This window comes from Kribbella sp. HUAS MG21 (assembly GCF_040254265.1).
In the GTDB taxonomy this organism is placed as follows: Bacteria; Actinomycetota; Actinomycetes; order Propionibacteriales; family Kribbellaceae; genus Kribbella.
Genome location: NZ_CP158165.1, coordinates 3017885 through 3042535, shown reverse-complemented (window position 1 = coordinate 3042535; position 24651 = coordinate 3017885). Strand labels below are relative to the sequence as shown.

The window sequence follows — 24651 nt, the reverse complement described above, 5'->3', positions numbered from 1 at the left end:
GAGCCCCCGCAGGTCGCAGTCCGCGGACGGCCTCAAACGGTCCCCAGGACATCAGTGGCTCTGGCGGGCTACGGTGGAGCCGGTGCGGCCGATGAGGAAGTCGAGGTCGCAGCCTTGGTTGGCCTGGGTTACGTGGTCCACGTAGAGGCGGGCCCAGCCGCGGTCCGACGGGGGTGCGGGCGGCTGCCAGTCGGCTCGGCGCTTCTCCAGTTCTTCGTCGGAGACGTCCAGGTGAAGGCGGCGCGCCGGGACGTCGAGTTCGATCCAGTCGCCGGTGCGGACCAGCGCCAGCGGGCCGCCTACCGCTGCCTCGGGCGTGACGTGCAGGACGACCGTGCCGTACGCCGTACCGCTCATCCGCGCGTCCGAGATGCGCACCATGTCGTCGACGCCGATCTCGGCGAGCTTGCGCGGGATTGTCATGTTGCCGACCTCGGGCATCCCCGGGTAGCCGCGCGGCCCGGCGTTCTGCAGCACCAGCACGGTGTCCTCGTCGACGTCCAGATCCGGGTCCTCGACGGCCTTGTCGTACTCCTCGATGCTGCTGAACACCAGCGCCTTGCCCCGGTGCCGCGACAGCCGCTCGGACGCCGCCGACTGCTTGATGACCGCACCGTCCGGCGCGAGATTTCCCTTCAGCACGGCGGTTCCGGCGCCGCTGCCCAGCGGATCGCCGACCGGGCGGATGACGGCGTACGTCGGACTGCCGGGCGCACCACCCGGGTACACGGACTCGATCCGCTCGGCGTTCGCGACGTTCTCGCCGATCGTCCTGCCGGTGACCGTGATCGCCTCGGTCTTCAGCAGCGGCAGGATCTCCTTCATCACCGCGGGCAGCCCGCCGGCGTAGTAGAAGTCCTCCATCAGGTACTTGCCCGACGGCTGCAGGTCGACCAGCCACGGCACGCCGCGCGCCCACTCGTCGATGTCGTCCAGGGTCAGCTCGACACCGACCCGGCCGGCGATCGCGAGCAGGTGGATGACGAAGTTCGTCGAGCCGCCGATCGCCGCGTTCGCGCGGACCGCGTTGGCGAACGCGTCCCGGGTCAGGATGTCGCTGATCTTCAGGTCTTCGCGAACCATCTCGACGATCCGCTGCCCGGACTTCTGCGCGATCACGTACCGCCGCGAGTCGACCGCCGGGATCGCGGCGCCGCCGGTCAGCTGCAGCCCCAGCGACTCGGCCATGCAGGCCATCGTGGATGCCGTACCCATCGTCATGCAGTGCCCGTTGCTGCGGGACTGCCCGGCCTCGGCCGCGGCAAAGTCCTCGGCCGACATCCGCCCGGCGTTCAGGTCCTGCGTGAACCGCCAGACCGCCGTACCGGAACCGATGTCGCAGCCGCGGAATTTACCGTTCAACATCGGACCGCCGGTGACGACGATCGTCGGCAGGTCGACGCTGGCCGCGCCCATGATCGAGCCCGGCGTGGTCTTGTCGCAGCCGGTCAGCAGGACGACGCCGTCGAGCGGGTTGCCGCGCAGCGACTCCTCGACGTCCATGCTGAGCAGGTTGCGGAACAGCATCGCGGTCGGCCGCAGCAGCGTCTCGCCGAGCGACATCACCGGGAACTCCAGCGGGAACCCGCCGGCCTGCCAGACGCCGCGCTTGACGGACTCGGCCAGCCGGCGCAGGTGTGCGTTGCACGGGGTCAGCTCGGACCAGGTGTTGCAGATGCCGATCACCGGGCGCCCGTCGAACGCCTCCTCGGAGAAGCCTTGCGACTTCATCCACGACCGGTGGATGAAGCCGTTGCGGCCGTGCTCGCCGAACCAGTGGTCGAAACTGCGCCGTCCGGTCGCCGCGGGCTCCGCTTCACCGCCCAGGACATTGCCCTCGGCGGGGTCGTTGGTCGGGGGCAGGTCAGTCATCGCGTCACCTCAGCTGTGGTCACGGTTCCGTTCACCCGGCGGCTGATGCCGGCGGGGTTCGCGTCCTTCAGTACGTCGGGGAGCACCGCGTCGGGAGCGTCCTGGTAGGCGACCGGGCGCTGGAAGCGCCGTGCCGCCGTCACACCGACGCTGGTGTGGATCGACCCGACCGTCGACGGGAACGGCCCGCCGTGGTGCTGGGCCCAGGACACCGCCACGCCGGTCGGCCAGCTGTTCCACAGCACGCGGCCGGCGCGCGCGGTGAGCAGCGGCAGCAGGTCGCGGGCCAGCTCGGCGTCCGCGTCCTCCGCGTGCAGCGTCGCGGTGAGGTTGCCGTCGAACGCGTCGAGCGCGGTCTTGAGCTCGTCGATGCCGTCGTACTCGACGACGATCGAGACCGGGCCGAAGCACTCCTCGAGGATCTCCTCGCGGCGCGCGAGCAGTTCGCGGACCGTGGTCTGCAGCAGGGTCGCGCCGCCGGACGCCCAGACCCGGATCCCCTCGACCTTCTGCAGCCGGTCGAGTCCGGAGACGAAGCCGTCGCGGATCCGGTCGTTGAGCATCCGCGCCTCGGCGACGCCGCCGACCGCGGCCGCCAGGTCCTCCTGCAGGCCGTGACCGGCCGGGAGGAACAGCAGGCCGGGCTTGGTGCAGAACTGCCCGACGCCGAGCGTGAACGAGCCGACGTACCCGGTGGCGATGTCCTTGCCGCGGGCATCGATCGCGGCCTGGGTGACGAACACCGGGTTCAGGCTGCCGAGCTCGCCGTAGAACGGGATCGGCTCCGGCCGGGTGACTGCGATCTCGTGCAGCGCCTTGCCGGCCGGCACCGAGCCGGTGAAGCCCGCCGCGGTGATCCGCGGGTCCTTCAGCGCGGTGACGCCGACGTCGAAGCCGGCGATCAGGCCGAAGGAGCCGTCCGGCGCGCCGGCCTTCCGCAGTGCCTCGATCATCACCTCGGCGGTCCGCGCGGACAGCTCCGGGTGGCCCGGGTGCGCCTTGACGATCACCGGGCAGCCGGCCGCGAGCGCGGACGCCGTGTCACCGCCGCAGACGCTGAACGCGAACGGGAAGTTGCTGGCCGCGAACACCAGCACCGGGCCGAGCGGCACCAGCACCCGGCGCAGGTCGGGCCGCGGTACCGGCTTGGCCTGCGGGTCGGCGGTGTCGATGACGACGTCGAGCAGTGAGCCTTCCTCGAGGACGTCGGCGAACATCCGCAGCTGCCCGGTACTGCGCGCGACCTCGCCGGTGAGCCGCGCCTCGGGCAGCCCGGTCTCGCGCATCGCGATCGGGACCAGCTCACCGGCCGCGGCGTCCAGCGCGTCCGCGACGGCGCGGATCCAGCCGGCCCGGACAGCGGGCTCGGACGCGCCGAACGCGGACGATGCCGCGGAGGCCGCGGCGAGCGCGTGCTCGAGCTCGGCGGGCGTGGTGTCCTGGGTCATCGCTTTCCCTCCAGGTTGTCGGTGGCCAGGAACGCGAACGGCTCCCGGCCGGTGGCGACAGTGTTGGTCAGCGTGCCGACCTCGTCGATCGTGATCGTGATCACGTCGCCCTCGGCCAGCGCGAAGTCCAGCTCCGGAACGATCCCGGTGCCGGTCGCGAGGATCACGCCGTCCGGGAACTCGTTCGGCAGGAACAGTACGTCGATCAGGTCCGGCAGCTCGCGGACCAGCTTCTCGGTGGACGTCGTACCGCGGAACGCCTCGGCGCCGGCGCGCTCGATGACGAGGTCGATGGCGAGCGCCTTCGGGTTCGGGACCTCCCAGACCGGGCGGATCCCGGAGGCCAGCGCACAGCCGCCGGCGAACAGCTTCGCCTGCGGTACGTACAGCGGGTTGACGCCTTCGATCGACCGCGAGCTCATGTCGTTGCAGACCGTGAAGCCGACGATCTCGCCGTGGCTGTTGGCGACGACCGCCAGCTCCGGCTCGGGGACGTCGTGACCGGAGTCGGACCGGATGCCGACCGGTTCACCGTCGACGACGACCCGCCAGGCCGGCGCCTTCTGGAACAGCTCGGGCCGCTCGGCGGTGTAGATCTTGTCGTAGACCGACTGCTCGGTGCTCTCCTCCATGCGCGCACCGCGGGACCGCTCGTAGGTCACGCCCGCGCACCACACCTCGCCGCGGCCGTCCAGCGGCGGCAGGAACGTCAACCCCTCGGCCGGGAGCGCCTCGCCGACCTTCTCCACCTCCGCCTGGAGTTCCTCGAGCGGGAGCCGGAGCAGCTCGGCGAAGCTGTTCACGCCCTGCAGCGGCGCCACGGTGTCACCGGTGCGCACACCGGGGACCGGACGACCGTCGACCGGGGAGACATAACGGACCAAGTGCATGGACATACCTTTCACATCGAGGTACCGAGCAGACCACGGGTGATCTGGAAACCGACATTGCCGGAGGCAACTGCCTTGGGGACGAGCCGGCGGCCGGCGACCGCGGCGATCGTGTCCAGCCCGATCCGCGCCTGCTCGGCCGCGTCACCGGTCGCGACCGCGTCCAGGTCGTCGCCGTACGTCGCCACCGTCTCCGGGTCGTTGCTGAACTCCACGACCGGGACGAACCGCTGCGCCGACAAGGTGCCGCCGGCGACGTGCGCGAGGATCTGCTGGACTCCAGTGGCACCGAATCCGGTCGCGGTCTCCATCCAGTCCGTCCCCGGCATCCGCATCACGTGCCAGCCCGGCTCCGCGAACTGCTGCCCGTGCGCGATCGTCGGCCCGACCGGGTCCGCCGATCCGAACGCCGCCGTCCGGAAGACGGCATTGGCGAGCAGTGCACCGCGCGACGACAGTACGACGGAACCGCCGGAGCCGACGATCTCGCGGCCGATCAGCGCGAAGGCCTCGGCGGTCGCGTCCGAGAACGGGCCGCGCGCCTCCAGACCGACGGTGAGCGCGCCGAGGTCGCCCCGCTGCTCGGCCGGCGCCGGGAGCTGGAAGCCGTTGAACCAGTCCTTCACCTTGTTGCCGACGGCATCGAGACCGCCGTCCGCCTGGATGCTCGCCCAGCCGAACCGGGCCGGGTCCTTGCCGGCCTCGACGAGCCGGGAGCGGAAGTAGTCGTTGTGCGTCTTCTCGCAGCCGTGCTCGAGGAGCAGCGCCATCCGGGTGTTCGGGTGCAGCAGGTAGCCGAGCATGATCCGCGCGAACGTCTCCTCGGACGCGCCGCCGCTGCTGCCACACCCCTCGGTGTGCGGCAGCGCGACCATCCGGGTGACGGCGTTGCCGGCCCACTTCTCCAACTCCGCCTGGGCGGCGATGCGCAGCGCGATCTGGCCGGAGCACAGGCTGGTCGGCAGGATGAGGCCGACGGCCTCGGCGACCAGACGGTCGTCGACGCTCAGGAGTTCGGCGAACGTGCGCCCGTCCGAGGTCAGGCCGCGCAGCGGCAGGCCGTCGAGCGGCGCGTCGCGGTCCTCGACAGGAAGGTCGGCGAGCTTGCGGCTCATCCGCCCGTCCGTGGTGATCGAGATGCCTTCGCGCGGCCCGGTCTGCTTCCAGTTCCGCCAGATCGACACCTGGCTGTGGCCGGCTCGCTCCCCCGCGCTCTTCTCGCCGGAGGCGACGCGCACGACCAGGTCGAACGTCTCCGCGGTGAGGTCCGCCATCGACGTACCGGTGAGATACTTGCCGGCGTCGACGTCCATCTCGGCCTGCAGCCGCTCGTACCGGGCGCTGGTCGTGACGAACTTCAGCGTCGGGACGAACGGGAAGTTGGTGATCGACCCGTTGCCGGTGGTGAAGAAGATCAGGTTGCAGCCGCTGCCGATCTGGCCGGCCACCGACTCGAGGTCGTTGCCGGGGCTGTCCATGAACACGTAGCCGTTGCCCGGCAGCGGCTCGCCGTAGTCGATGACGTGATCCAAGCGAACCTCACGCGGCAGCTTGCGGGCCGCGCCGATCGACTTCAGCACGATGTTGTAGAGGCCGCGGTACACGTTGCCGCCGGACGGGTTGCCCTCGGCGGTGTGCCCGTGCCACCCAACGCGTTCCTTGAACGACCTGATCGTGGCGAGGAAGCGTTTCGCGGTCGCCAGGTCGCGAACGTTCTTCAGGACGTACGGCTCGGCGCCGATCAGTTCGTCGGTCTCCGCGAGGACCGCCGTACCGCCGTGCCGGATCACCTCGGCGCCGACCTGGCCGGCGAGCGGGTTCGCCGAGATGCCCGAGAACGCGTCCGACCCGCCGCACTGGAGCGCGATCCGCAGGTCCGCGATCGGCACCTCCTGGCGCTGCTGCGCGTCCACGACCGGCAGCCACGGCTCGATCAACGCTCCCGCGGTGGTGAGGTCGTGCTCGAAGCCGCCCTTGCGGGTGAAGTACGCGTGCGGCACCTTGATCGCCGGGTAGTGGTGCTCGGCCATGAATTTCTTGATCGCCTCGCCCGAGACGACGTCGCCCGCGGCGTCGACGATCAGCACCGCGCCGACGTTCGGGTTCAGCGTGAAGCCGGCCAGCGTGGCGAGCAGGAAGTGCAGGTTGTTCGGTACGTCGTCCTCGCCGCCCTCGGTGTGCGCCACCGGTACGACGCCGTCGCCCGCGGCCGCGCCGTCGAAGCGCCGCGCCAGCTCGGTGACGAAGCCGCTGCTGCGGGAGCTGGTCGCCAGCAGGACGACGTGGTTCCGGGTGCCGGCCGGGCCCTGCTCGCGCGGGTAGCCGAGGAAGGTGCCGGGCTGCTCGACGCTGGTCACCTGGGCACCGAAGTTCAGCGCGGACTCGTCCAGCTCGTACGGGTCGAGCGGCTCGTTGGTCGCGGACGGCTCGTCCGGCAGGCCGTCGACACCCCGGGCGGTGACTGCGGCGAGGCTGGTCGGCGTGCAGACGTAGTCACCGGGGACCAGGTCGCGGGAGGCGCGCGCGAACGCGGTGTTCCAGGAGGTCAGGGCGTCTCCGGTCGCGACCGGGGCGACCACGAAGCGGTGCCCTTCGAGCACGGTGTGCGGCAGCGTGATCGTCGTACCGTCCAGCTCGATCCGGGTGCCGGCGTCCAGCCGCCGCGAGGCGATCGCGACGTTGTCCCCGGGCTCGGGGAGAACGCCGACCTGTTCGAACCTCAGCATTCGTTCGTGCCTTCCCGTAGCTAGCGCCGGCCAGAATCATGCATGATGCATGATTACCAGTGTTACCCTGCCGAAACCTGACCGGTGGGGTCAAGGCCGCGACCAGATCCGGAGACAGCTGATGGCGGAGCCGATAGAGCAGAGCGAGCTGGTGGACCGGCGGCTGCTGCGCCGGCAGATGCTGGCCGACGACGTGTACGAGGCCATCAAGACGATGCTGATGGACCACGTCATCCGGCCCGGCGCGCGGATCTCGATCGACGGACTGGCGCGGGAGTTCCAGGTGTCGTCGACGCCGGTCCGGGAGGCGCTGGCCCGGCTGGAGTCGGAGGGCCTGGCGGTCAAGGAGCCGTTGAAGGGGTACCGCGCGACGCCGCTGCTGACGCTGGACGAGTTCGACGACCTGTACCGGTTCCGCCTGCTGCTCGAGCCGTGGGCCGCGCGGCGAGCCGCGGAACAGATCACCGCCGAGGGCGCCGAACGGTTGCGCGCCGAGCTCGCGAACGCGGTCGAGCCGACGTCGATCGACTACGCCGGCTACAAGTCACTGACCGCGCACGACAACCGGTTCCACTCGCTGATCGCGTCACTGTCCGGGAGCGAACAGGTCCGGTCGGCCTTCGAGCGCACCCACTGCCATCTGCACATCTTCCGGCTGCACTACAACCGCGACATCGGCCCGGAGGTCCTCACCGAGCACCACGCACTGGTCGAGGCGATCACGTCCGGCGATCCCCAGGCCGCCGAGGCGGCGATGACCCACCACATCGAGAACTCGATGACGGTCCGGCTGCGCCGCGTCTACGAATGACCCGGCGCCCGTTCCCGCTCGCCGTACCTCCCGAGCTGCGCGCGTACATCCTGGACTTCCACTGGGACCTCGGCCTACTGCACGCGCTTGACCTGCCGGTGGTCGAGCTGCCGGCCGCCGCGCTGGCCGATCACCTCGCCCTGCCGTTCTGGGCGTACGCCGGCGAGCCGTTCCAGGTCACGCCGCGCCAGGTCGCGGCCGATCCGGTGACGTACCGCGAGCAGTACGAGCGGACCCTTGCCGCGGACCTCCGGCACCCGGTGGACGTCGTACGGCGGCCCGACGGGCGGATCACGATCCTCGACGGAGTACATCGGCTGCTGCGGGCCGAGCTCGAGCACCGGGAGGTGCTCGCGGTGCGCGTGCTGGGGTGGGACGAGCTGGATCTGATCGCAGTACGGGACTGACCCGTTTGACTTCCGTCGCGGCGGGCACGCGTGCGGGATGGACCTGCCTGCGCCCCGCCCTGTCCTGTGGCCGTTGCGCCCGATGGAATCCGCGGCGGTCTCCAACTCGTCCGACGACAGCCGGACGCTCGTCACGATCAGCCACGCGCCGCTCGAGCAGGTCACGCCGGAGATGCTCGCCTGGTGGTACACGCACGTCCCGGGCGACATGCGGTACGCCGGTTCGACCTGGCCGCGGTACCTGGTCTGGCACCCGCTCGACCACATCTCGTACGAGGCGACCACACCAGGTCCGATCGGTCCGGGGACCAGGCTGCACATCAAGGAGGCGCTCGGACGGGATCCGTCGATGCTGCTCGACCTGGAGGTGATGGTCGAGACCGTCGACAGTCAGTCGGCCGTCGTCACCAAACGTTTGCTCGGCAGTTCGCTCGTCCGGCTGGAGAACGAGTTCACCCGCACCAGGTCCGGCTGCCGCTACACGACGCACCTGACGATCGGCGACACCACGCCGCTGGCCCATCTGTTCCTGAACCGGACGGCGCACACCCGCGCGTTCCCGCGACCCAAGCTGAACGCGTGGATCCGGCACCACGTCGAGGAGATCGGCAACCTCGAGAACTTCCTCCCGGACCTCTACCGCTACCGCGCCGCGCGCGAACCCTGACTACGCCACCGGCGCGCCGCCGTACGAGACCTCGTTACCGTCCGGGTCGTAGAAGGTCGCGTGCCGGACGCCATTCTCGTACGTCTCCCGCACCGCGGGCTCGATGCCGCGCTCGGCGATCGCCTTCAGCACGCCCTCGAAGTCGTCGACGAACAACGTGTGCTGCGCGTGCCCGGCGTGCTCCGGCACCACCTCGATGTAGAGGAACTGGTGCTCGCCCAGCTCCCAGACCGCCTCGACGTCGTTCGGGAGGAAGCTCGGCGGTCCGCCGAGCAGCTTCTCGTACCAGGCGACCGCGGACTCGTAGTTGCTGACGGAGATTCCGGCGAACAGATCCATACCGGATGCTAACGGCCGGAGGTGTCCGTCCCGGGCGGGACGGACACCTCCGGCGTCAGGTCAGGCGGGGGCGTCGCCGTGGTCCGGGATCTCCAGCTGGACGCCGCCCTGCAGGGCGGACTGGTGCGCGAAGATGCCGGGGAGGGTGTAGCGGGCCGAGACCCAGGCGTTGATCGGCGGCAGGGTCTTGTCGGCGACCGCGCGGACGAAGTCGTCGGCGAGGAAGTGGTGCGAGCCCTCGTGGCCGTTGTGCAGGCCGTCGAACTCCTTCGGCAGCCGCGAGCGGTCGTGCACCGGCGAGAGGCCGGAGCGGAACGCGTCCCGCAGCGCGGGGTCGACGTTCGCCAGGTCGGCGTCGTTCAGGTCGCCGCTCGGCTTGGTCTCCATCAGGTGGCTGACGTCCTCGACGCCTTCCTTGTTCTGCCACAGGGTGGTCGTCGCGAGCTGCTCGAAGCTGCCCTCGGTGCCGAACACCCGCAGCCGCGACTCCCGGATGTGCGACGGGTACCCGACGCGGCGCATCTCGTTGGTCCGCATGATGCTGCCGTCGGCAAGCTTGAACAGCGCGGTCGCGTTCGAGAAGTCGTTGTCGAACTGGCTGATCTCCTTGTCGAAGACGCCGTCGCCGCGGTCGTCCTTGACGCCGATCGCCGACACGTGCGTGGCGTGCTGGCCGGTCACCGAGAGAACGTTGCCGACGGCATGCGTCGGGTAGAGCAGCGGCGGGAACGACGCGGTCTTCTTCCAGTCCTCGCCGCCGGAGTACTGGTACGCCGCGTAGAACCCGAGGTCCATGTCGTGGACGTAGTCGCCCTCGCTGTAGAACACCCGGCCGAACGCGCCCTCGGCGAGCTTCTGCCGGCAGTACACCGAAGACGGGTAGTAGAAGCTCGTCTCACCCATCATGTAGGTGAGCCCGGTCTCCTTCACCAGTTCGATGATCCGCGCGATCTGGTCCGCCTCGATCGCCATCGGCACCGTCGAGTAGACGTGCTTGCCGGCCTCGAGCGCCTTGATCGCCATCTCGCCGTGCAGCCAGCGCTGCGTGAAGATCGCGACCGCGTCCACGTCGGAGTCGAGCATCTCCTCGAACGACGCGTGCGTCACCGTGATGCCCTGCTTGGCCGCCATCTCCGCGGCCCGTTCGGGGATGACGTCGGTCAGCCGCACCTCCGAGACGTCAGGATGCGCGGACCACAACCGAAGGAACGACGGAGCGAACTGTCCGGCCCCAACCACACCGATGCTGATTCCCATGCGGACTAGCGAATCACACATTTATGTTCCATGGAAGAACAAATTCGCACGTTGAAACGTGTGACCCACCCCACACCCCTACCCGCTCGAGGCAACTTTGAGAAGCCACCAACCATCTGGAGGGCCTCGAAATGGTCGGTGGGTTCTCAAAGTTGGGTCAGGGGTGCTGGAGGAGGTGGGGGTTGTCTGTTGTGATGCCGTCTACGGAGAGGGCGGTGGCCCTGGTGAGGGTCTCGGGGTTTGGGACGGGCCAGGCGGTGACGTTGAGGCCGGCGGCGTGGAGGGCGGCGACCGCTTCGGGCGTGAGGCCGGCGATGCCGCAGAGGGACCAGGTGGCGCCGGCTTCGCGGGTGCGGGTGATCACCTCGGCCGCGGGCGGCGTACGGCCGAAGATGTGACCGGTCGTCGCATCCGGGAACGCCTCCCGGACCGCCAGCAGGATCTCCGGGTGGAACGACGTCACCAGCGTTCGCGCCGCCAGCGCCGGGTCCGCCTTCAGCGACTGCGCGAGCAGCGGTACGGCGGCCTCCGCCTTGATCTCCGCCTGGAACCGTACGTCGACCGCGGCGACCGTCTCGGCCCACGTCGGGACCTGCTCGCCGGCCCCGGCGTCCAGCGCGCGGAGCTCGGCGAGCGTCAGTACGGCGACCTCGCCCGACCCGGAGGTGGTGCGGTCGACGGTCGCGTCGTGCATGATCACGAGCTCCCCGTCCGCACTCACCCGCAGGTCGAGCTCGATCTCGTCGCACCCGTCCGCGACCGCCCGGCGGAACGACCGCAACGTGTTCTCCGGTTCGGTCCCGAGTGCGCCCCGGTGGCCGGTGATGATCACAGCACCTTCTCCTCGTAGAGCCGTTGCACCTCGTCGCCGATCGCCTCGAGCCGACGGGCAACCGAAGCGAACACCTTCCGCGGCTGCGCGTTGTCGGCATAGATCTGCTGCAGCCCGGTGTAGATCTGGACGTTCGCGTTCCGGCCGTACAGCCGGATCGCGTCCTGCTGCCGCGCATTCTCCAGCTGCGCGATCGCGACCCCGTAGTTCGGCTGCTCGGCGATCAGCTTCTTCAGCTCGGGGTCCTCGCGCGCCTTGTCGACCACCGGCAGGTAGCCGGTCTGCGTGGTCCACCACGCCGAGTTCTCCGGGAGCGCCAGGAACTGCAGGAACGTCGCGGCGGCCTGCTTCCGCTCGGTGGAGATGTTGCGCAGCATCCCGATCCCGCCCCCGCCGGTGGCGATCCCGGCCGCCACCTCGGACGGGATGAACCCGGCCCCGACCTCGAACTTCGCCTTGCCGGTGATCGTCTTCATGCCACCCGTCGACTCCTGGATGACACCGACCAGCCCGTTCGCGAAGTCCGTACTCGGACTGCTCGCCATGTACGCCGCCCCGAGGTCGTGCACCATCGACCGCTGCCACTCGCCCGCGGCGACCGCGCCGGCCTCGTCGATCGTGACGTCGAGCCCCTTGGAGTACGCGCCGCCGAACTGCCACACGTTCCCCTGGAACTGCCAGTCGCCGTCGATCTTCGCGAACGCGATCGTCCGCAGCGACCGGCCGCCCGACTGCACCTTCGCCAGCTCGGGCACCCACGACCGCAGCTCGCTCCAGGTCCGCGGCACCCGGTCCGGCAGCCCGGCCTTCGCGAACGCGTCCCGGTTGTAGTACATGATCGGCGTACTGCGGGCGAACGGCACCGCCCAGCTCTGGCCCTTGACGACGTACTCGCCGAACAGCTTCTCCTGGAAGACGCCCGGGCCGAAACCGTCGGTGAAGTAGCCGTTCAGCGGCTCGAGCGCCTCGTTCAGGAAGAACCGTTCCCAGGTGACGTCGGACAGCACGGCGAGGTCCGGCGCCTGCTTCGCGACCAGCGCGGCTGCGATCTTCTGCGCCACGTCGTCGTACGAGCCCTGGAACTGCACCTCGACGTACACGTCGCTCTGCGAGTCGTTGAACTTGGCAACGAGCTTGTCGACCGCCTTGCCGTTCACCCCGCCGTACGACGACCAGAAAACGACCCGGGTGCGGTTCGCGTACTGCTTCGGCACGGTCCCGGCCGGCTGCGAGTAGATCGCGTCCACCGAGCGGTAGCCGCAGCCCGCCAGCGTCGCGCCGGCCGCCAGCCCGAGGAACATCCTGCGTTTGAGCATCGTCATCCCTTCAGAGCTCCGGCCGTGATCCCGCCGACGATGTAGCGCTGGGCGATCAGGAAGATCAGCAGCATCGGCGCGAGCACCAGCAGCGTGCCGGCCATGATCGTGCCCCAGGCGGCGAGACCCTCCTCGTCCTTGAGGATCAGCAGCCCGACCGGCAGCGTCCGCATCGACGCGGTGTTCGTGACGATCAGCGGCCAGACGAAGTTGTTCCACTCCTCGACGGCGGTGATCACCACGACCGTGATCAGCATCGGCCGCGACATCGGCAGCACCACCCGCCACAGCGTGCGCAGGTGCCCGGCGCCGTCGACCGCGGCCGCGTCCGTCACCTCGGTCGGCAGGGTGAGGAAGTGCTGGCGCATCAGGAACGTCGCGAACGCGGAGCCGATGCCCGGGATGATCAGGCCGGCGTAGGTGTTGATCCAGCCGAGCGTCGCCACGGTCAGGTAGTTCGGCAGCAGGGTCACGTGGCCGGGCACCATCATCGCGCCGAGCACCGCGAAGAACAGGACCTTCTTGAACGGGAAGCGCAGGTAGGCGAAGGCGTACGCCGTCAGCACGGCGTTGACCACCTTCAACGCCGTACCGGCGACGGTGATGATCGTGGAGTTCAGGAAGAACCGGTCGAACGGCGCGGCCTTCCACGCCAGGCTGAAGTTCTCCCAGGTGAGGTCCGGCCACCAGGCCGGCGGCCACTGGTAGATCTGCGCCGGCTGCTTGAACGCCGTGGACAGCAACCAGTACAGCGGTCCGAGGAACACGGCCGCCACCCCGACCAGTACGACGTACTGGAGCGCGCGAGTCTTCATCGGTAGTGCACCCGCCTCTCCATCACCCGGGCCTGCACGGTGGTGACGAGCAGCAGGATGACGAACATGATGATCGACAGCGTCGCCGCGCGGCCCGCGTTGAACGCCTGGAAGCCTTCGTTGTAGATCGACCAGCTCAGCGTGGTGGTGGCATCCCCTGGGCCACCGCCGGTCATCACCGCGATCACGTCGAACGCCTGGAAGGTGCCGATCACCGTGGTGATCAGCAGGAAGAACGTGATCGGGGCGAGCAGCGGCAGCTTGATCGACCGGAACCGCGTCCAGGTCGAGGCGCCGTCGATCGCCGCGGCCTCGTCGAGCTCCTTCGGCAGGCCCTGCAGGCCGGCCAGGTAGATCAGCGCGGCGAACCCGACGTTCTTCCACAGGTAGACGATGACCAGGCCGGGCAGCGCCCAGTCGGAGTTGTTCATCCAGTCCGGCGGTTCGGCGCCGAACGGTTCGATCAGCGCCCGCATCAGGCCGTAGCCGGGGTCGAAGATGAACGCCCAGATGGTCGCGACCGCGGCGCCGGACAGGATGTGCGGCGCGAACGCGATCGTCCGGACCGCGCCGCGGCCCTTCAGCGGCAGGTTGAACAGAAACGCCAGCGCCAGCCCGATCACCAGGCTGCCGAGCACGATCAGCCCGGTGAACACGACCGTGATCCACAGCGTCTTGTGGAACCCGGGGTCGGTCAGCGTCCGCCCGTAGTTGGCCAGCCCCACGAACTTCGGGCGGGCCGCGATCATGTTCCAGTCGGTGAGGCTGAGGAAAGCGTTGTAGATGATCGGCCAGTACGCGAAGACCGCGATGACCAGCAGGTTCGGCGCGACCAGCAGCGCGAACAGCCCGTACTCGCGCCGTCGCCGGCGGTTCCGCTGATCGTTGCTGGTGGCACGTAACTGCTCGTCCGGATGGGCCCGGGCCGGCAGGTCCACGATCGTCACACCGACCTCCTTGTGAGTAGCTCTCGAAGCGGGACGGCCACCGCTGGGGCGGCCGCCAGGATGCCTTGCGGGAAAGCCGTTCCGGGCCCGCGCACGACGGTGGCGCCGGCCTCGCGGGCGATCAGGGCGCCGGCGGCGACGTCCCACGGCTGGATGACGTGCTCGTAGTACGCGTCCGCCGTACCGTCGGCGACCGAGCACAGGTCGAGGGCGGCCGATCCGCCGCGCCGGATGTCGCGGACGGCCGGGAGCAGGTCTCGCAGCACCTCTGCCTGCTGCGCCCGTCGCTCGGGCAGGTAGGAGAAGCCTGTCGACACCAGGGCGGACTGCAGCTCGGCCTGCCGCAGCGGACCGAGTCGTACGTCGTCACGGTGGGCGCCGGCGTCCCTTGCGGCGGACCACGTCGTACCGGTGCGTGGTTGATGCACGACTCCGGCGACCGCGCCGTGCGCGTCCTCGACGGCGATCGAGACGCACCAGTCGAGGCGGCCGTAGAGGTAGTTGACCGTGCCGTCGAGCGGATCGATCACCCACGTCAGACCGGTGCTCGAGGCGCTTGCAGCGCCTTCCTCGCCGAGCAGTCCGTCGCCGGGACGCGCCTCGGTCAGGCCGTCGACGATCAGCTTCTCGGAGGCCCGGTCGGCGTCGCTGACCGGGTCGCTCGCCGAGGACTTGGTCTCGACACCGGCCGCGTCGATCGACAGACTCCGCTGACGGGCCAGCAGTTCGGCACCCGCCGCGACCGCCAGCCGAACGGCCAGCGCACGCAGGTCAACGGGCTTCGGGGCGGCGGGCATGCCGGTGAAATTATCACCAAACTATGGTTACGTATAGATAATCCATGTGATTTTCTCGCGAAAATCACAACCATTCACCCACGCCCGCCTGACTCGTCACGGCTTGCCCCTTGAACTGGAGGGTTGCCTCCCGAAATTTTCAGGGGGCAACCCTCCAGTCCGGAGGTTGACCTCCTCAGGTGGAGGGTTTGGCACCGGGGGCGGGGCTCGGGGCGGGGCTCTGGCGGGGGTCAGTCATCGTCGTCGGTGCGCAGCCGGACGCCGCTGACGCCGTCGAGGTCGTCCAGGGCCAGCACCAGGTCCTGCAGCGGCGCCCGGCCGGAGAACCGCATCGAGGCTCGCACCTGGGGGCGCGCGCCGTCCCGGTGCTCCTCGGTGCCGATCACCGACGCCTGAAACCCCATCGACGTCGCCGTCGCCAGGATGGAGCGGAGTACGCCGGCACCGTCGTCGTACCGCACTGTCACGATCCGGCGCCGGTCCGGGGACGGCAGCAGCCGTCCGAGTCGGCCGAACGGGCCCACCGCTGCCAGGTGCAGCACAGTTGCGGCGGCTGCGAGGAGTGGCATCCCGGCCCCGCAGGCCATGCCGATCGCCGCGGTCATCCAGATCGTCGCGGCCGTCGTCAGGCCGCGGACCACGTCCCGTCGCATGAAGATCACGCCGGCGCCGAGGAAGCCGACACCGGAGACGATCTGGGCCGCGATCCGGGACGGGTCGAGGTTCACGTCGGTCCCGAGGACCGCGTTGAAGCCGAAGCCGGACACGAGGGTGAACAGCGCGGCGCCGGTGCCGACCAGCGTGTGGGTCCGCAGGCCCGCGCTCTTCTGCCGTACCTGGCGTTCGATGCCGATCACCATCGACAGCACGAACGCGATCAGCAACAGCAGCAACTCGGTCCAGGTGCTGGAGGTTGCGAGTTTCATGGGTCGTCCCGGCTACACCGAGACCAGTCCGGCGGGATCCTTTCCGGCGAGGAAGGCGGCGACGGCTTCGGCGGCGATCGATCCGGCGCGGTGCGCGGTCTGGCGGGTGGCGCCGGCCAGGTGCGGGGTCATGACGATGTTCGGTGCCGTCAGCAACCGGGACCCGGCCGGCAGCGGCTCGGCGGGGAACACGTCGAACGCGGCCGCTCCGAGCTGTCCGGACTCCAGCGCGTCGACGGTCGCGTCGTAGTCGAGCAGGCCACCGCGCGCGGTGTTCACCAGGACGGCGCCGCGCGGCATCGACGCAAGCTGCGCCGCGCCGATCATGCCGCGGGTCTGCTCGGTCAGCCGCGCGTGCAGGCTCACCACGTCCGAGCGGCGCAGCAGCTCGTCGAGCTCCACCAGTTCGATGCCGTCCGGTGCGTCGTCGACGTACGGATCGGCGACCAGGACGTGCGCGCCGAACGCGAGCAGTACCCGGGCGACGCGCTGGCCGATGGCGCCGTACCCGACCAGGCCCACCGTCGAGCCGTCGAGCTCGACGCCGCACTCGTCGTACGCGTAGAGGTCGGAGCGCCACTCGCCCTGCTCCAGGGTCTTCTGCAGGCGCGGAAGGTTGCGCAGGGCACCCATCATCAGCGCGATCGCGTGTTCGGCGGCGGCGACCGCGTTGCGGCCCGGTGTCGACGCCACGGCGATCCCCCGGCGAGCCGCCGCGGCGACGTTCACGTTCACCGGCCCGCCGCGGCATACGACCAGGTAGCGCAGGTCCGGCGCGGCATCCAGCACCCGTTCGGTGAACGGCCCCATCTGCGTGACCGCCAGCTCGACACCGGCCAGTGCCTCGATCAGCTGCTCCTCGGCGTCGCTCGCCTCGTCCACCTCGGCCACCCGCCCGTACGGCGTCAGCGGCCAGGGCAAGGTCACCTCACGGAACTCGAACGCGACGTCCGGGATGGTGGACAGTGCCGAGGCGAGCAGTTCGTTGCGCACGAAGTGGTCACCTGCGAGCAGCGTCTTGACGGTTCTCATCGGGCTCCAGAGAAGGTAGGTGCCGGGTCGGACCAGCGCGGGCGGGCCGACTCGATGCGGCGGAGGTAGTGGGCGTAGCCGTCGGCGTAGAACGCGGCGCGGGCCGGGTCCGGGTCGACCTGGCGGGTCTCCGCGATCCACCCGGCGCCGGCGCTGTCCGGGTCCACGGCTCGGCGGGCGCAGATCACGGCGCCGCGCGCGGCGACCTGTTCGGCTTCCGCGGTGTGCAGCGGCGCGTTGAGTACGTCGGCGAGGATCTGGGTCCACTCGCTGCTCCGGGCGCCACCGCCGCACACCGTGACACGCCCGGTCCAGCCCGCTGCCTCCAGGCAGTGGCGGGCGGCGTACGCGATGCCTTCGCAGGTGGCGCGGACGAGGTCGGCGGTCGTCGTCGAGAGCGAGACGCCGTCGATGGTGCCGCGGGCGCGGGTGTTGACGAAGGGTGCGCGCTCACCGGCCTCGGACAAGTAGGGCAGGACAGTCACACCGGAGGCGCCAGGTGCGCTGTCCGCGAGCAGGGCGGGCAGTTGATCGGTGCCTACGCCGACCAGGGCGAGGACGCGGTCGAGGGCCGCCGTGCCGACCATGGCCGGCATCGCGCGGAGCCAGACGCCTGGTGTCCAGGTGCCGAGGAACAGGCCGGCGGGCTCACCGTCGACGGGCAGGTCGCGGGTGACGACTTGGCAGGCCAGCGTCGTGCCGACCGTCAGCAAGGCATCGCCGGGCTCGGTCACGCCGGCACCCGCGGCGGCGGCCGGAAGGTCGTACGGACCGGCCGAGACGCGCGTGCCGGGAGCGAGACCGGTCGAGTCGTCGCGCAGCTCACCCACGGGCCCGGCGGCAGCAACCGGCGCCAGCAGATGACTCACGCCGGTCAACCCCGTGGCCGCCAACGCCTCTTCGTCGTACTCACCGGTCCTGGGATCAAGGAACGGTGCCGATGCATCGGAAACGTCCGTCGCCCGGACGCCGGTCAGCGCCTGCATCACCACGTCCTTGCAGTACGCCGCCGTACCGGCCCGCTCGATCACGTCCGGTTCCTCCGCGAGCACCGCTGCCAACAGCGGACCGGACGCGCCTGGGAACATACGGTTTCCGGAACGGCGGAACACGTGTTCCGCGATCCCGTCCGTCGTCCACTGCTCGAGGATCGGGCTGCTCCGCGCGTCCAGCCAGGAGATCGCCGGGCGGGTCGGCGTACCGTCGGCGTCGACCAGCCACAAGCCGTCGCCCTGGGCGGTGACGGCGAGGACGTCGGGCCGCGTTCCCACGGTCGCGGCGAGCTCACCGACCACCTCGTTGACCGAGGCAACTACTTCTGAGGTCTCGTGCTCGAAACGCCCAGGACTGTGGTGCAACAGCCTGGTCGGCCGGGATGCCTCAGCCAACGGGCGGCCGTCGGCGCTGAACGCGACGGCCTTCGTGACGGTGGTGCCGACGTCGACGCCGATGTCCATGCACTCCCCCTCCTAGAGTTCGGCGACCTCCACGGTCGCGCCGTGGTCGCGCAGCGGTTCGATCAGGTCCTTCGGGGTCTTCTCGTCGACGATCACCACGTCGAAGTCGGTCAGCGGCGCCAGCCGGTGCAGGGCGGTGCGCTGCAGCTTGGCGTGGTCGACCAGCAGCACCTTGGTCTTCGCCGAGCGCAGCATCGCCCGCTTCACCAGGACGATCTCCTCCTCCTGGTGGAAGGCGTGCGTCGCCGACACCGCGGACACCGAGCAGAACAGCAGGTCGGTGTGCAGAGCCTCGACCGCCTCCGCGCACGGCATCCCGCCGAACGAGTCGTGGGTGGCCGAGTAGATCCCACCGAGCGCCAGCAAAGTGATGTCGCGCAACTGCGCCAGCTTGGTGATCGCCGGCAGGAAGTTCGTTGCCACCGTCAACGGGGTGATGTCCTCGAAGAGGTCGACCAGGGCGAGCGCGCTGGTCGAGTCGTCGAGCATCACCGACATCCCCGGCTCGATCATCGTGCGCGCGTGCCGGGCGATCGCGGCCTTCTCCGCGTGCGCGGTGTTCAGCCGGTACGCGACGTTGCTCTCGAACACGCTGGTCGGCTGCGCGCTGACGCCGCCGCGGTACTTGCGCACCACGCCCTGCCGCTCGAGCTCGTCCAGGTCGCGGTGCACCGTCATCACGCTCACGCCGAACGCCTCGACCAGGTCGTTCGCCGAGACCGAGCCGTGTTTCACGACGTACGCCGCGATCTCGGCCTGGCGGCGCGCGGGCCGGCTCAGCTCGGTGGTGTCGCCGTCGACATCCGATGTCATCCCAGGGTCTCCATTCGCACAGGAGGAACGTTGTACGCCTCGAGACCCACTGTGCCGTCCTGCCACCGGAATCGCACCAGCGCCGCGGGACCGAGCGCAGGTAGCAGTCTGCGGTAGTCGTTCAGCCGCAGGCCGAGCACCCTGCACACGAGCAGCCGGACGAGCGTGTTGTGCGCGACGACCAGGACCTTCTGCCCCTGATGCCGCTGACCGATCTCGTCGAACACCTCGCGCACCCGGTCGGCCGCCGCGACCGGATCCTCGCCGTCGGGGAAGTGGTCGCGGACCGGGTCGAGCACGAACGCCTTCGCCACCGCAGGCGGCAGCTCGCTGAGCATCTTCCCCTCGGCGGAGCCGAAGTCGACCTCGCGCAGCCGCGCGTCCAGCGTCGGCGCCAGGCCGAGCGCCTCCGCGGTCGGCGCGATCGTCTGCCGCGCACGCAGCATCGGCGACGCCCACAGCGCGTCCGGCGCGAAGTCGACGGCCCAGTCCTTCAGCTGCTGCGCCTGCCGTACGCCGACCTCGTCGATCGGCAGGTCCGTGGCACCGGTGTACCGGTTGCCGTGGTGCCATTCGGTCCGCCCGTGCCGCGCCAGCACGATCGTGGTTCTCATCCGCGGTACCCCCGTCGGTCGAGCTCGGCGACGAACGCGCCGTACAGGTCGTCGAGCGGCCGGTCGCCCGGCTCGAGCACGCGATCCACGCGCACCATGCGCCGCGCCGTACCGGTCAGGTCGGTCCCGCCGGAGGCAGCGAGCACCGCCATGCCGTACGCCGGATCCGGCACGGCGGGCAGCTCGACTGGTACGCCGAGAACGTCGGCGCGGAGCTGGTTCCAGTACCCGCTGCGGGTCGCGCCGCCGGTGAGTGAGACCGAGCGGACCGGGTCGGCGCCGAGCGTCTCCAGGTGTTCGAAGGCGAGCCGCTCGATGAACGCGACACCTTGGAGCACGGCGGCGTACGCGTGCAGGTCGTCGGGGATGTCGCCCAGGGTGAAACGCTCGGCCTGGGGCGCGACGAACGGGAATCGCTCGCCGGTCTTGGTGAGCGGGTAGGTGACCGCGTCGATCGGCCCGAGCGCGCGGGCGGCGTGATCGAGGGCGTCGAGGTCCGCACCCGGAAGCAGTTCGGTGAGTACGCCGGCGCCGGTGCTGGACGCCCCGCCCGGCAGCCAGCCGCCGTCGGGGTGGCGGTGACTGTAGACGGCGCCGGTGGGGTCGGTGATGAGCTCGTCGCTGACGCCTTTGAGGACGAGCGTCGTCCCGAGGACCGAGTTCCAGGCGCCGGGGGTGAGGGCACCGGCGGCGATCTGCGCGGCGCAGCCGTCGGTCATGCCGGCGTACACCGGAACGCCTTGCGGCGTGCGGCCGAGCTCGGTGCCGGGGCGGACGACCTCGGGGAAGGCGGTGAGCGGCAGGCCGAGCTTGTCGAAGGCCGCGGCCGGCCAGGACTCGGCGATCAGGTCGTAGCCGGTCTTGAGCGCGTGGCTGGTGTCGGTGGCGACCGGGTGCCCGACGAGGTGGGCCGCGACGAAGTCGGCGCTGTGCACGACCCGGCGATCGGTGAGGTCCAGGTCGAGGATCTTCGGCAGCGCCCAGGTGGGCTGCATGCTCGTCGCCCAGCGGTCCGGGTCGGCGTCCACGATGTGGTCGCGACGGGCCGCGGCGCGCGCGTCGTCGTACATCAGGGCCGGGGTGGCGGGGCGGCCGGCGGCATCGGTCAGCAGGAAGGTGCCGGAGGTGGAGCAGATCGCGATGCCTTCGAGATCGGTGGCTCCGACCTCCGCGAGGACGGCGTCGACGGCGGTCAGCCAGGACTGCGGATCCTGCTCGTGGCGGACGCCGTCCCGGTGGCTGCTGAGCGGGCGTTTTGCACGGGACAGAACGCGGCCCTTGGCATCGGCCAGCACGGCCCGCACACTTTGCGTGCCGAGGTCGAGCCCGATCCAGCCCACGAAACGCCTCCCAGGTGAGTGTTATCTACATTGATAACATAACACCAGAAGACGATAAGAACGCGCTAGCCCCTGGCCGGAGCCGGACAGCGAACAGCTCCCGCAGGCTGGTACGCCTTGCGGGAGCTGTCGGTTGGCTGTCGATCAGGAGTGCATCAGCACCAGGGCCGGGTCGACGGTGGCGAGCTCGAGCCGGCCGGCGTCGACCGCGCCGTACGCCCCGATCGGGCCGCTGCTGCGGCGGCCGTTGCGGTTGAGCCAGAACCGCCATCCCGCCGGCGCCTCGGGCCAGGCCGGGTCCGGCGTCCAGCCGACCGGCGGGCGCCAGCTCTCACTCGGCGGCTCGGGCCAGTCAGGCGGCGAGTTGAACTTGTGCATGCGCAGGTCCCTCCGGCGTCCCCAGCGATCCGCTGACGGCGAACTGTCTGACGAATCAACGATCCGGCGCACCGGATGTCACGGCTAAATCTTCGTAAAGTTTCATCCGGTGGTCGGCGACCATCCCACCACCGGAAGGGCGCCCGGGCAACCGTTCTCTCACCAGCCGGACTGCATGTGCATCGGCACCGGCATTTGTTGCCCCATCCACAGGCACCCCGCTAGTTGTCCACAGCAATCGCCCCACTTTCCACACAGTTATCCACAGGGGATACAGAGTGTGGCGAGCCCTTTGACGCTGTGTTACAGGCTGCTGAGGCGGTCGTTCACGCGGTGGTGGTCGACGAGGGACTCTGCGAGGGTATGGCCCAGCGAGCGGTAGGCCTCGAAGTCCCACTCGTCGTAGAACTGGTCGCCGGTGGTGCGGCGCGGGAAGTCGGTGTGCTGGACGGCGTACTGCTCGAGGTCCCAGTCCAGGTGGCCGGCCAGGACCGCCTTCACGAAGAAGATCTCGGTCTTGTACGGCTTCTCCTCGTCGTCCTCCACCGGGTGCGTGGCGATGCCGTACGCCCAGGCGCGGTCGGCGCGCGGCTTCGTGCCGCGGATCATCGGCGACGGGTCGATCGCGATCTCGATGCCGTGGTCCATCCGGGCCGTCGCGATCGCCTCGGCGAGTGCGGTGAACCGGTCCTCGGCGTCGTTCGACGCGTCGATCACGATCACCTGCGCGGGCATGCGGCGGAGCGCCTCGACCAGGCCGAGGTTGTCGTAGTGCCCGCCGTCGGTGACGTAGATCCGGCGCTCGTACATCGACGGCGACCCGACCGCCTCGTGCAGCAGCCGGTACGGGCCGGGCTTGTCGATCACGCTGCCGACGTACCGCCGGAGTTTCGGGAAGAACCCGTGCCGGTCCGGGAACGCCGGCTCGCCGCGGTTGTTCCAGTACGGGTTCGGCAGCCACACACCGAGGCGTGCGTTGAGTACGGCGAGCAGCAGCCGCACCGGGCGCGTGCGCTCGTTCACCCGGCCGGCCAGCGGACTGAACGCGGCCCCGCTGATCGCCATCGCCGCGGGCACTGTCACCTCGCGCTTCAGGACGTCGGCCTCGCGCTCGTAGTCGGCCGTCTCGCGCTGACCGCCGTCCGGCAGCGAACGGTCCCCGACGATGCCGATCTGCTCGGCGTCGAACACGAACGGCACGCAGTCGCGCTGGGTCGGGACGAAGTCCGGGTCGTCGACGTTCGCGACGCCGGCGATGACGAGCTGCGGACCGCCGTCCAGCGGCTTCGCCCAGTCCGAGTACCGCAGCCGCAGGTGGTAGTCGAGCGCGACCGCGGCGCCGTTGTCCTGGCGCTTCACCAGGAACGCGCGCGACAGCCGCTCCCGGTAGAAGGAGTGCAGCGACGTCCGGTTCGCGTCGGTAAGCACCTTGATCGCGACGGCGATCGCCACCAGAACCACCGCGACGTCCCAGTCCTTCTGGTACGACGGATCGGTGGCGTACCCGCCCGTCCAGCGCAACAGGACGATGATCGCCGCGAGCACGATGATCGCGCTGCCCGCCCACGGCGCCAGCTTGGTCCGGGCGAAAACCACCAGCCGCGCCCGCAGCCCGGTCGCCGCCTTGCCCTCGACGGTCAGCCCGCTCCACACCGACTTGCCGAGCCCGATCAGGACGACGACCAGTGCACTGAACGACGCGACGCCCTGTTTCGTTGGATCGACCAACGCCAGCAGCGCGGACGGCAGGCTCGGCTGGTCGGCGGACTCGCCGGGGAGTTTGCCCAGCAGATAAAGGCCTCCCGGGACACCGAGCAGCAGGACCGCGACCGGGACGCCGTACCGCAGGGTCACGTTGCCGACCGTGGTGAGGATGGTGCGAACGACGTCCGGCATCCGCGCCCAGCGGTCCCAGACCTTCTCGATCAGGAACATCAGCGCGCTCAGCGCGAGCAGCATCAGCGACATGCCGACGAAGGCCCAGGAGTCGTTCGGCAGCCAGTCGACCTGGAGATCGGTCGTAATCACCTTCTGGTCGGCGAGGAACCAGCCGAGCACCCAGGCGATCGCGCGCAGCACAATGCCGATCAGCAACAGGTTCACGATCAGGCCGAAAAGCACCGACAACGCGGCGCGGAACATCGCGCGGCCGCCGGACAGCAGGTAGCGGGTCTGGCGGCGCAACCGCGCCAGCTCGGGCGATCCGGGCGAGAACGGGTCCGTGCAGGTACGGCGGAGTACATGGAAGGCGGCCGCCATGTAGCCGCCGCCGCTGACGCCGATGACGGTCGACGCCTTGTCGTACAGGCCGCGCTCGCAGAGCAGTTGCAGTGCTCCGAGGCAGAACGACGCCGAGCGGATGCCGCCGCCGGAGCAGGTGATGACCAGCCGGCCGGCGTCCTTGGCGTCGCGCTTGGACCGCCGGAACGTCACGGGCGGCGTCGGCTGGACGCCGTACCAGGTCTGCTGGCCGAAGCGGCTCGACGCGAGCAGGCAGACGGCGAGATTCAGCGCGCCGATCAGCCAGACGACGCGCATCAGCCAGGTGATCCACCCCGCGGAGAGGTCGGCGCACGGCGCGGATCCGAAGTCACGCCAGAGTCGCACGCCCTCGACGCCGTCGAGCAGGGCCGCGATCAGGACGGCCCACGCCCCGAAGGCGGCGATCCGCGGCCAGGACTGGTGGTTCAGGAACTTGACGTACTTGTACGCGCGGTACGCCGCGTAGACGTACGCCGTCGCGAACGCCGCGTCGACGAGGATCGACAGCCGGCCGGGCACCTCACAGCCGGCCGGCGAACCGGCCGCCGCGTGCACCGCGGCGCGCATCGGCACCTGCACGATCAGGAGGACGATGGCGAGTTGGAGGGTCCTGGTGAAGGTCCGGCGGCGGCCGATCTGCTCGATCGTGGCCGCGCCCCTGGTGCCGTCCGATTCCCCGAGCATCGCCCCAACGTAGCGGGGCCC

General features: G+C 70.0%; 22 protein-coding genes. 3 read left to right on the top strand and 19 right to left on the bottom strand.

Features of this window, described 5'->3' with window-relative positions:
• Nucleotides 1–51 precede the first annotated feature (51 nt).
• From ABN611_RS14840 to ABN611_RS14825, 4 genes are read right to left on the bottom strand one after another with little or no spacing between them, the layout of a single operon-like run.
• Nucleotides 52–1872, bottom strand: a complete 1821-nt coding sequence (locus ABN611_RS14840) for an IlvD/Edd family dehydratase (RefSeq protein WP_350280454.1) — start codon at nt 1870–1872, stop codon at nt 52–54.
• Complete coding sequence (locus ABN611_RS14835) at nt 1869–3320, bottom strand: aldehyde dehydrogenase (NADP(+)) (protein WP_350280453.1); 1452 nt, start codon at nt 3318–3320, stop codon at nt 1869–1871. The genes ABN611_RS14840 and ABN611_RS14835 overlap by 4 nt, the downstream gene beginning before the upstream one ends.
• Nucleotides 3317–4216, bottom strand: coding sequence for a fumarylacetoacetate hydrolase family protein (locus tag ABN611_RS14830; protein WP_350280452.1), 900 nt, complete (start codon nt 4214–4216; stop codon nt 3317–3319). The genes ABN611_RS14835 and ABN611_RS14830 overlap by 4 nt, the downstream gene beginning before the upstream one ends.
• Before the next feature lie 5 nt (nt 4217–4221).
• Complete coding sequence (locus ABN611_RS14825; RefSeq protein WP_350280451.1) at nt 4222–6936, bottom strand: UxaA family hydrolase; 2715 nt, start codon at nt 6934–6936, stop codon at nt 4222–4224.
• A gap of 121 nt (nt 6937–7057) precedes the next feature.
• Between ABN611_RS14825 and ABN611_RS14820 the strand changes: the two genes are divergently transcribed.
• The 3 genes from ABN611_RS14820 to ABN611_RS14810 all read left to right on the top strand — a co-directional run bounded on the left by ABN611_RS14820 (nt 7058) and on the right by ABN611_RS14810 (nt 8821).
• Complete coding sequence (locus tag ABN611_RS14820; RefSeq protein ID WP_350280450.1) at nt 7058–7747, top strand: GntR family transcriptional regulator; 690 nt, start codon at nt 7058–7060, stop codon at nt 7745–7747.
• Nucleotides 7744–8154: a hypothetical protein gene (locus ABN611_RS14815; protein ID WP_350280449.1), complete on the top strand. Its 411-nt coding sequence runs from the start codon at nt 7744–7746 to the stop codon at nt 8152–8154. Before ABN611_RS14820 ends, ABN611_RS14815 begins: the two co-directional genes overlap by 4 nt.
• Nucleotides 8155–8236: 82 nt before the next feature.
• Entirely contained in the window at nt 8237–8821 is a 585-nt protein-coding gene (locus ABN611_RS14810) for a hypothetical protein (protein ID WP_350280448.1), read from the top strand.
• Here the strand turns inward: ABN611_RS14810 and ABN611_RS14805 are convergent, their stop codons facing one another.
• From ABN611_RS14805 to ABN611_RS14735, 15 genes are all read right to left on the bottom strand, one after another.
• Nucleotides 8822–9160, bottom strand: coding sequence for a VOC family protein (locus ABN611_RS14805; RefSeq protein WP_350280447.1), 339 nt, complete (start codon nt 9158–9160; stop codon nt 8822–8824).
• A 60-nt stretch (nt 9161–9220) separates the two neighbouring features.
• Nucleotides 9221–10417 (bottom strand): Gfo/Idh/MocA family oxidoreductase, encoded by a 1197-nt coding sequence (locus tag ABN611_RS14800; RefSeq protein ID WP_350280446.1) that lies wholly within the window; start codon nt 10415–10417, stop codon nt 9221–9223.
• Between the two features lie 157 nt (nt 10418–10574).
• Nucleotides 10575–11249, bottom strand: a complete 675-nt coding sequence (locus ABN611_RS14795) for a glycerophosphodiester phosphodiesterase family protein (RefSeq protein ID WP_350280445.1) — start codon at nt 11247–11249, stop codon at nt 10575–10577.
• The gene (locus tag ABN611_RS14790) at nt 11246–12565 is read right to left on the bottom strand and encodes an ABC transporter substrate-binding protein (protein ID WP_350280444.1); all 1320 of its coding nucleotides are present in this window, start codon (nt 12563–12565) and stop codon (nt 11246–11248) included. Before ABN611_RS14790 ends, ABN611_RS14795 begins: the two co-directional genes overlap by 4 nt.
• 2 nt (nt 12566–12567) lie before the next feature.
• Entirely contained in the window at nt 12568–13380 is an 813-nt protein-coding gene (locus ABN611_RS14785; RefSeq protein ID WP_350280443.1) for a carbohydrate ABC transporter permease, read from the bottom strand.
• Nucleotides 13377–14327 (bottom strand): sugar ABC transporter permease, encoded by a 951-nt coding sequence (locus ABN611_RS14780; RefSeq protein ID WP_350280442.1) that lies wholly within the window; start codon nt 14325–14327, stop codon nt 13377–13379. Before ABN611_RS14780 ends, ABN611_RS14785 begins: the two co-directional genes overlap by 4 nt.
• Complete coding sequence (locus ABN611_RS14775; RefSeq protein WP_350280441.1) at nt 14324–15124, bottom strand: inositol monophosphatase family protein; 801 nt, start codon at nt 15122–15124, stop codon at nt 14324–14326. Before ABN611_RS14775 ends, ABN611_RS14780 begins: the two co-directional genes overlap by 4 nt.
• 230 nt (nt 15125–15354) lie before the next feature.
• Nucleotides 15355–16050, bottom strand: a complete 696-nt coding sequence (locus tag ABN611_RS14770) for an MgtC/SapB family protein (RefSeq protein WP_350280440.1) — start codon at nt 16048–16050, stop codon at nt 15355–15357.
• A 12-nt stretch (nt 16051–16062) separates the two neighbouring features.
• Nucleotides 16063–17082 carry a 2-hydroxyacid dehydrogenase gene (locus tag ABN611_RS14765; protein WP_350280439.1) on the bottom strand — a complete coding sequence of 340 codons (1020 nt, stop codon included), beginning with the start codon at nt 17080–17082 and terminating at the stop codon, nt 16063–16065.
• Nucleotides 17079–18539 carry an FGGY family carbohydrate kinase gene (locus tag ABN611_RS14760; RefSeq protein ID WP_350280438.1) on the bottom strand — a complete coding sequence of 487 codons (1461 nt, stop codon included), beginning with the start codon at nt 18537–18539 and terminating at the stop codon, nt 17079–17081. Before ABN611_RS14760 ends, ABN611_RS14765 begins: the two co-directional genes overlap by 4 nt.
• 12 nt (nt 18540–18551) lie before the next feature.
• Nucleotides 18552–19352: a DeoR/GlpR family DNA-binding transcription regulator gene (locus ABN611_RS14755; protein WP_350280437.1), complete on the bottom strand. Its 801-nt coding sequence runs from the start codon at nt 19350–19352 to the stop codon at nt 18552–18554.
• Nucleotides 19349–19966, bottom strand: coding sequence for a histidine phosphatase family protein (locus tag ABN611_RS14750; protein ID WP_350280436.1), 618 nt, complete (start codon nt 19964–19966; stop codon nt 19349–19351). Before ABN611_RS14750 ends, ABN611_RS14755 begins: the two co-directional genes overlap by 4 nt.
• The gene (locus tag ABN611_RS14745; RefSeq protein WP_350280435.1) at nt 19963–21306 is read right to left on the bottom strand and encodes an FGGY-family carbohydrate kinase; all 1344 of its coding nucleotides are present in this window, start codon (nt 21304–21306) and stop codon (nt 19963–19965) included. Before ABN611_RS14745 ends, ABN611_RS14750 begins: the two co-directional genes overlap by 4 nt.
• Nucleotides 21307–21450: 144 nt before the next feature.
• A complete protein-coding gene (locus ABN611_RS14740; RefSeq protein WP_350280434.1) occupies nt 21451–21684 on the bottom strand; it encodes a hypothetical protein in 234 nt (77 codons plus the stop codon).
• A 303-nt stretch (nt 21685–21987) separates the two neighbouring features.
• A complete protein-coding gene (locus ABN611_RS14735; protein WP_350280433.1) occupies nt 21988–24630 on the bottom strand; it encodes a hypothetical protein in 2643 nt (880 codons plus the stop codon).
• Between the last annotated feature and the right edge of the window lie 21 nt (nt 24631–24651).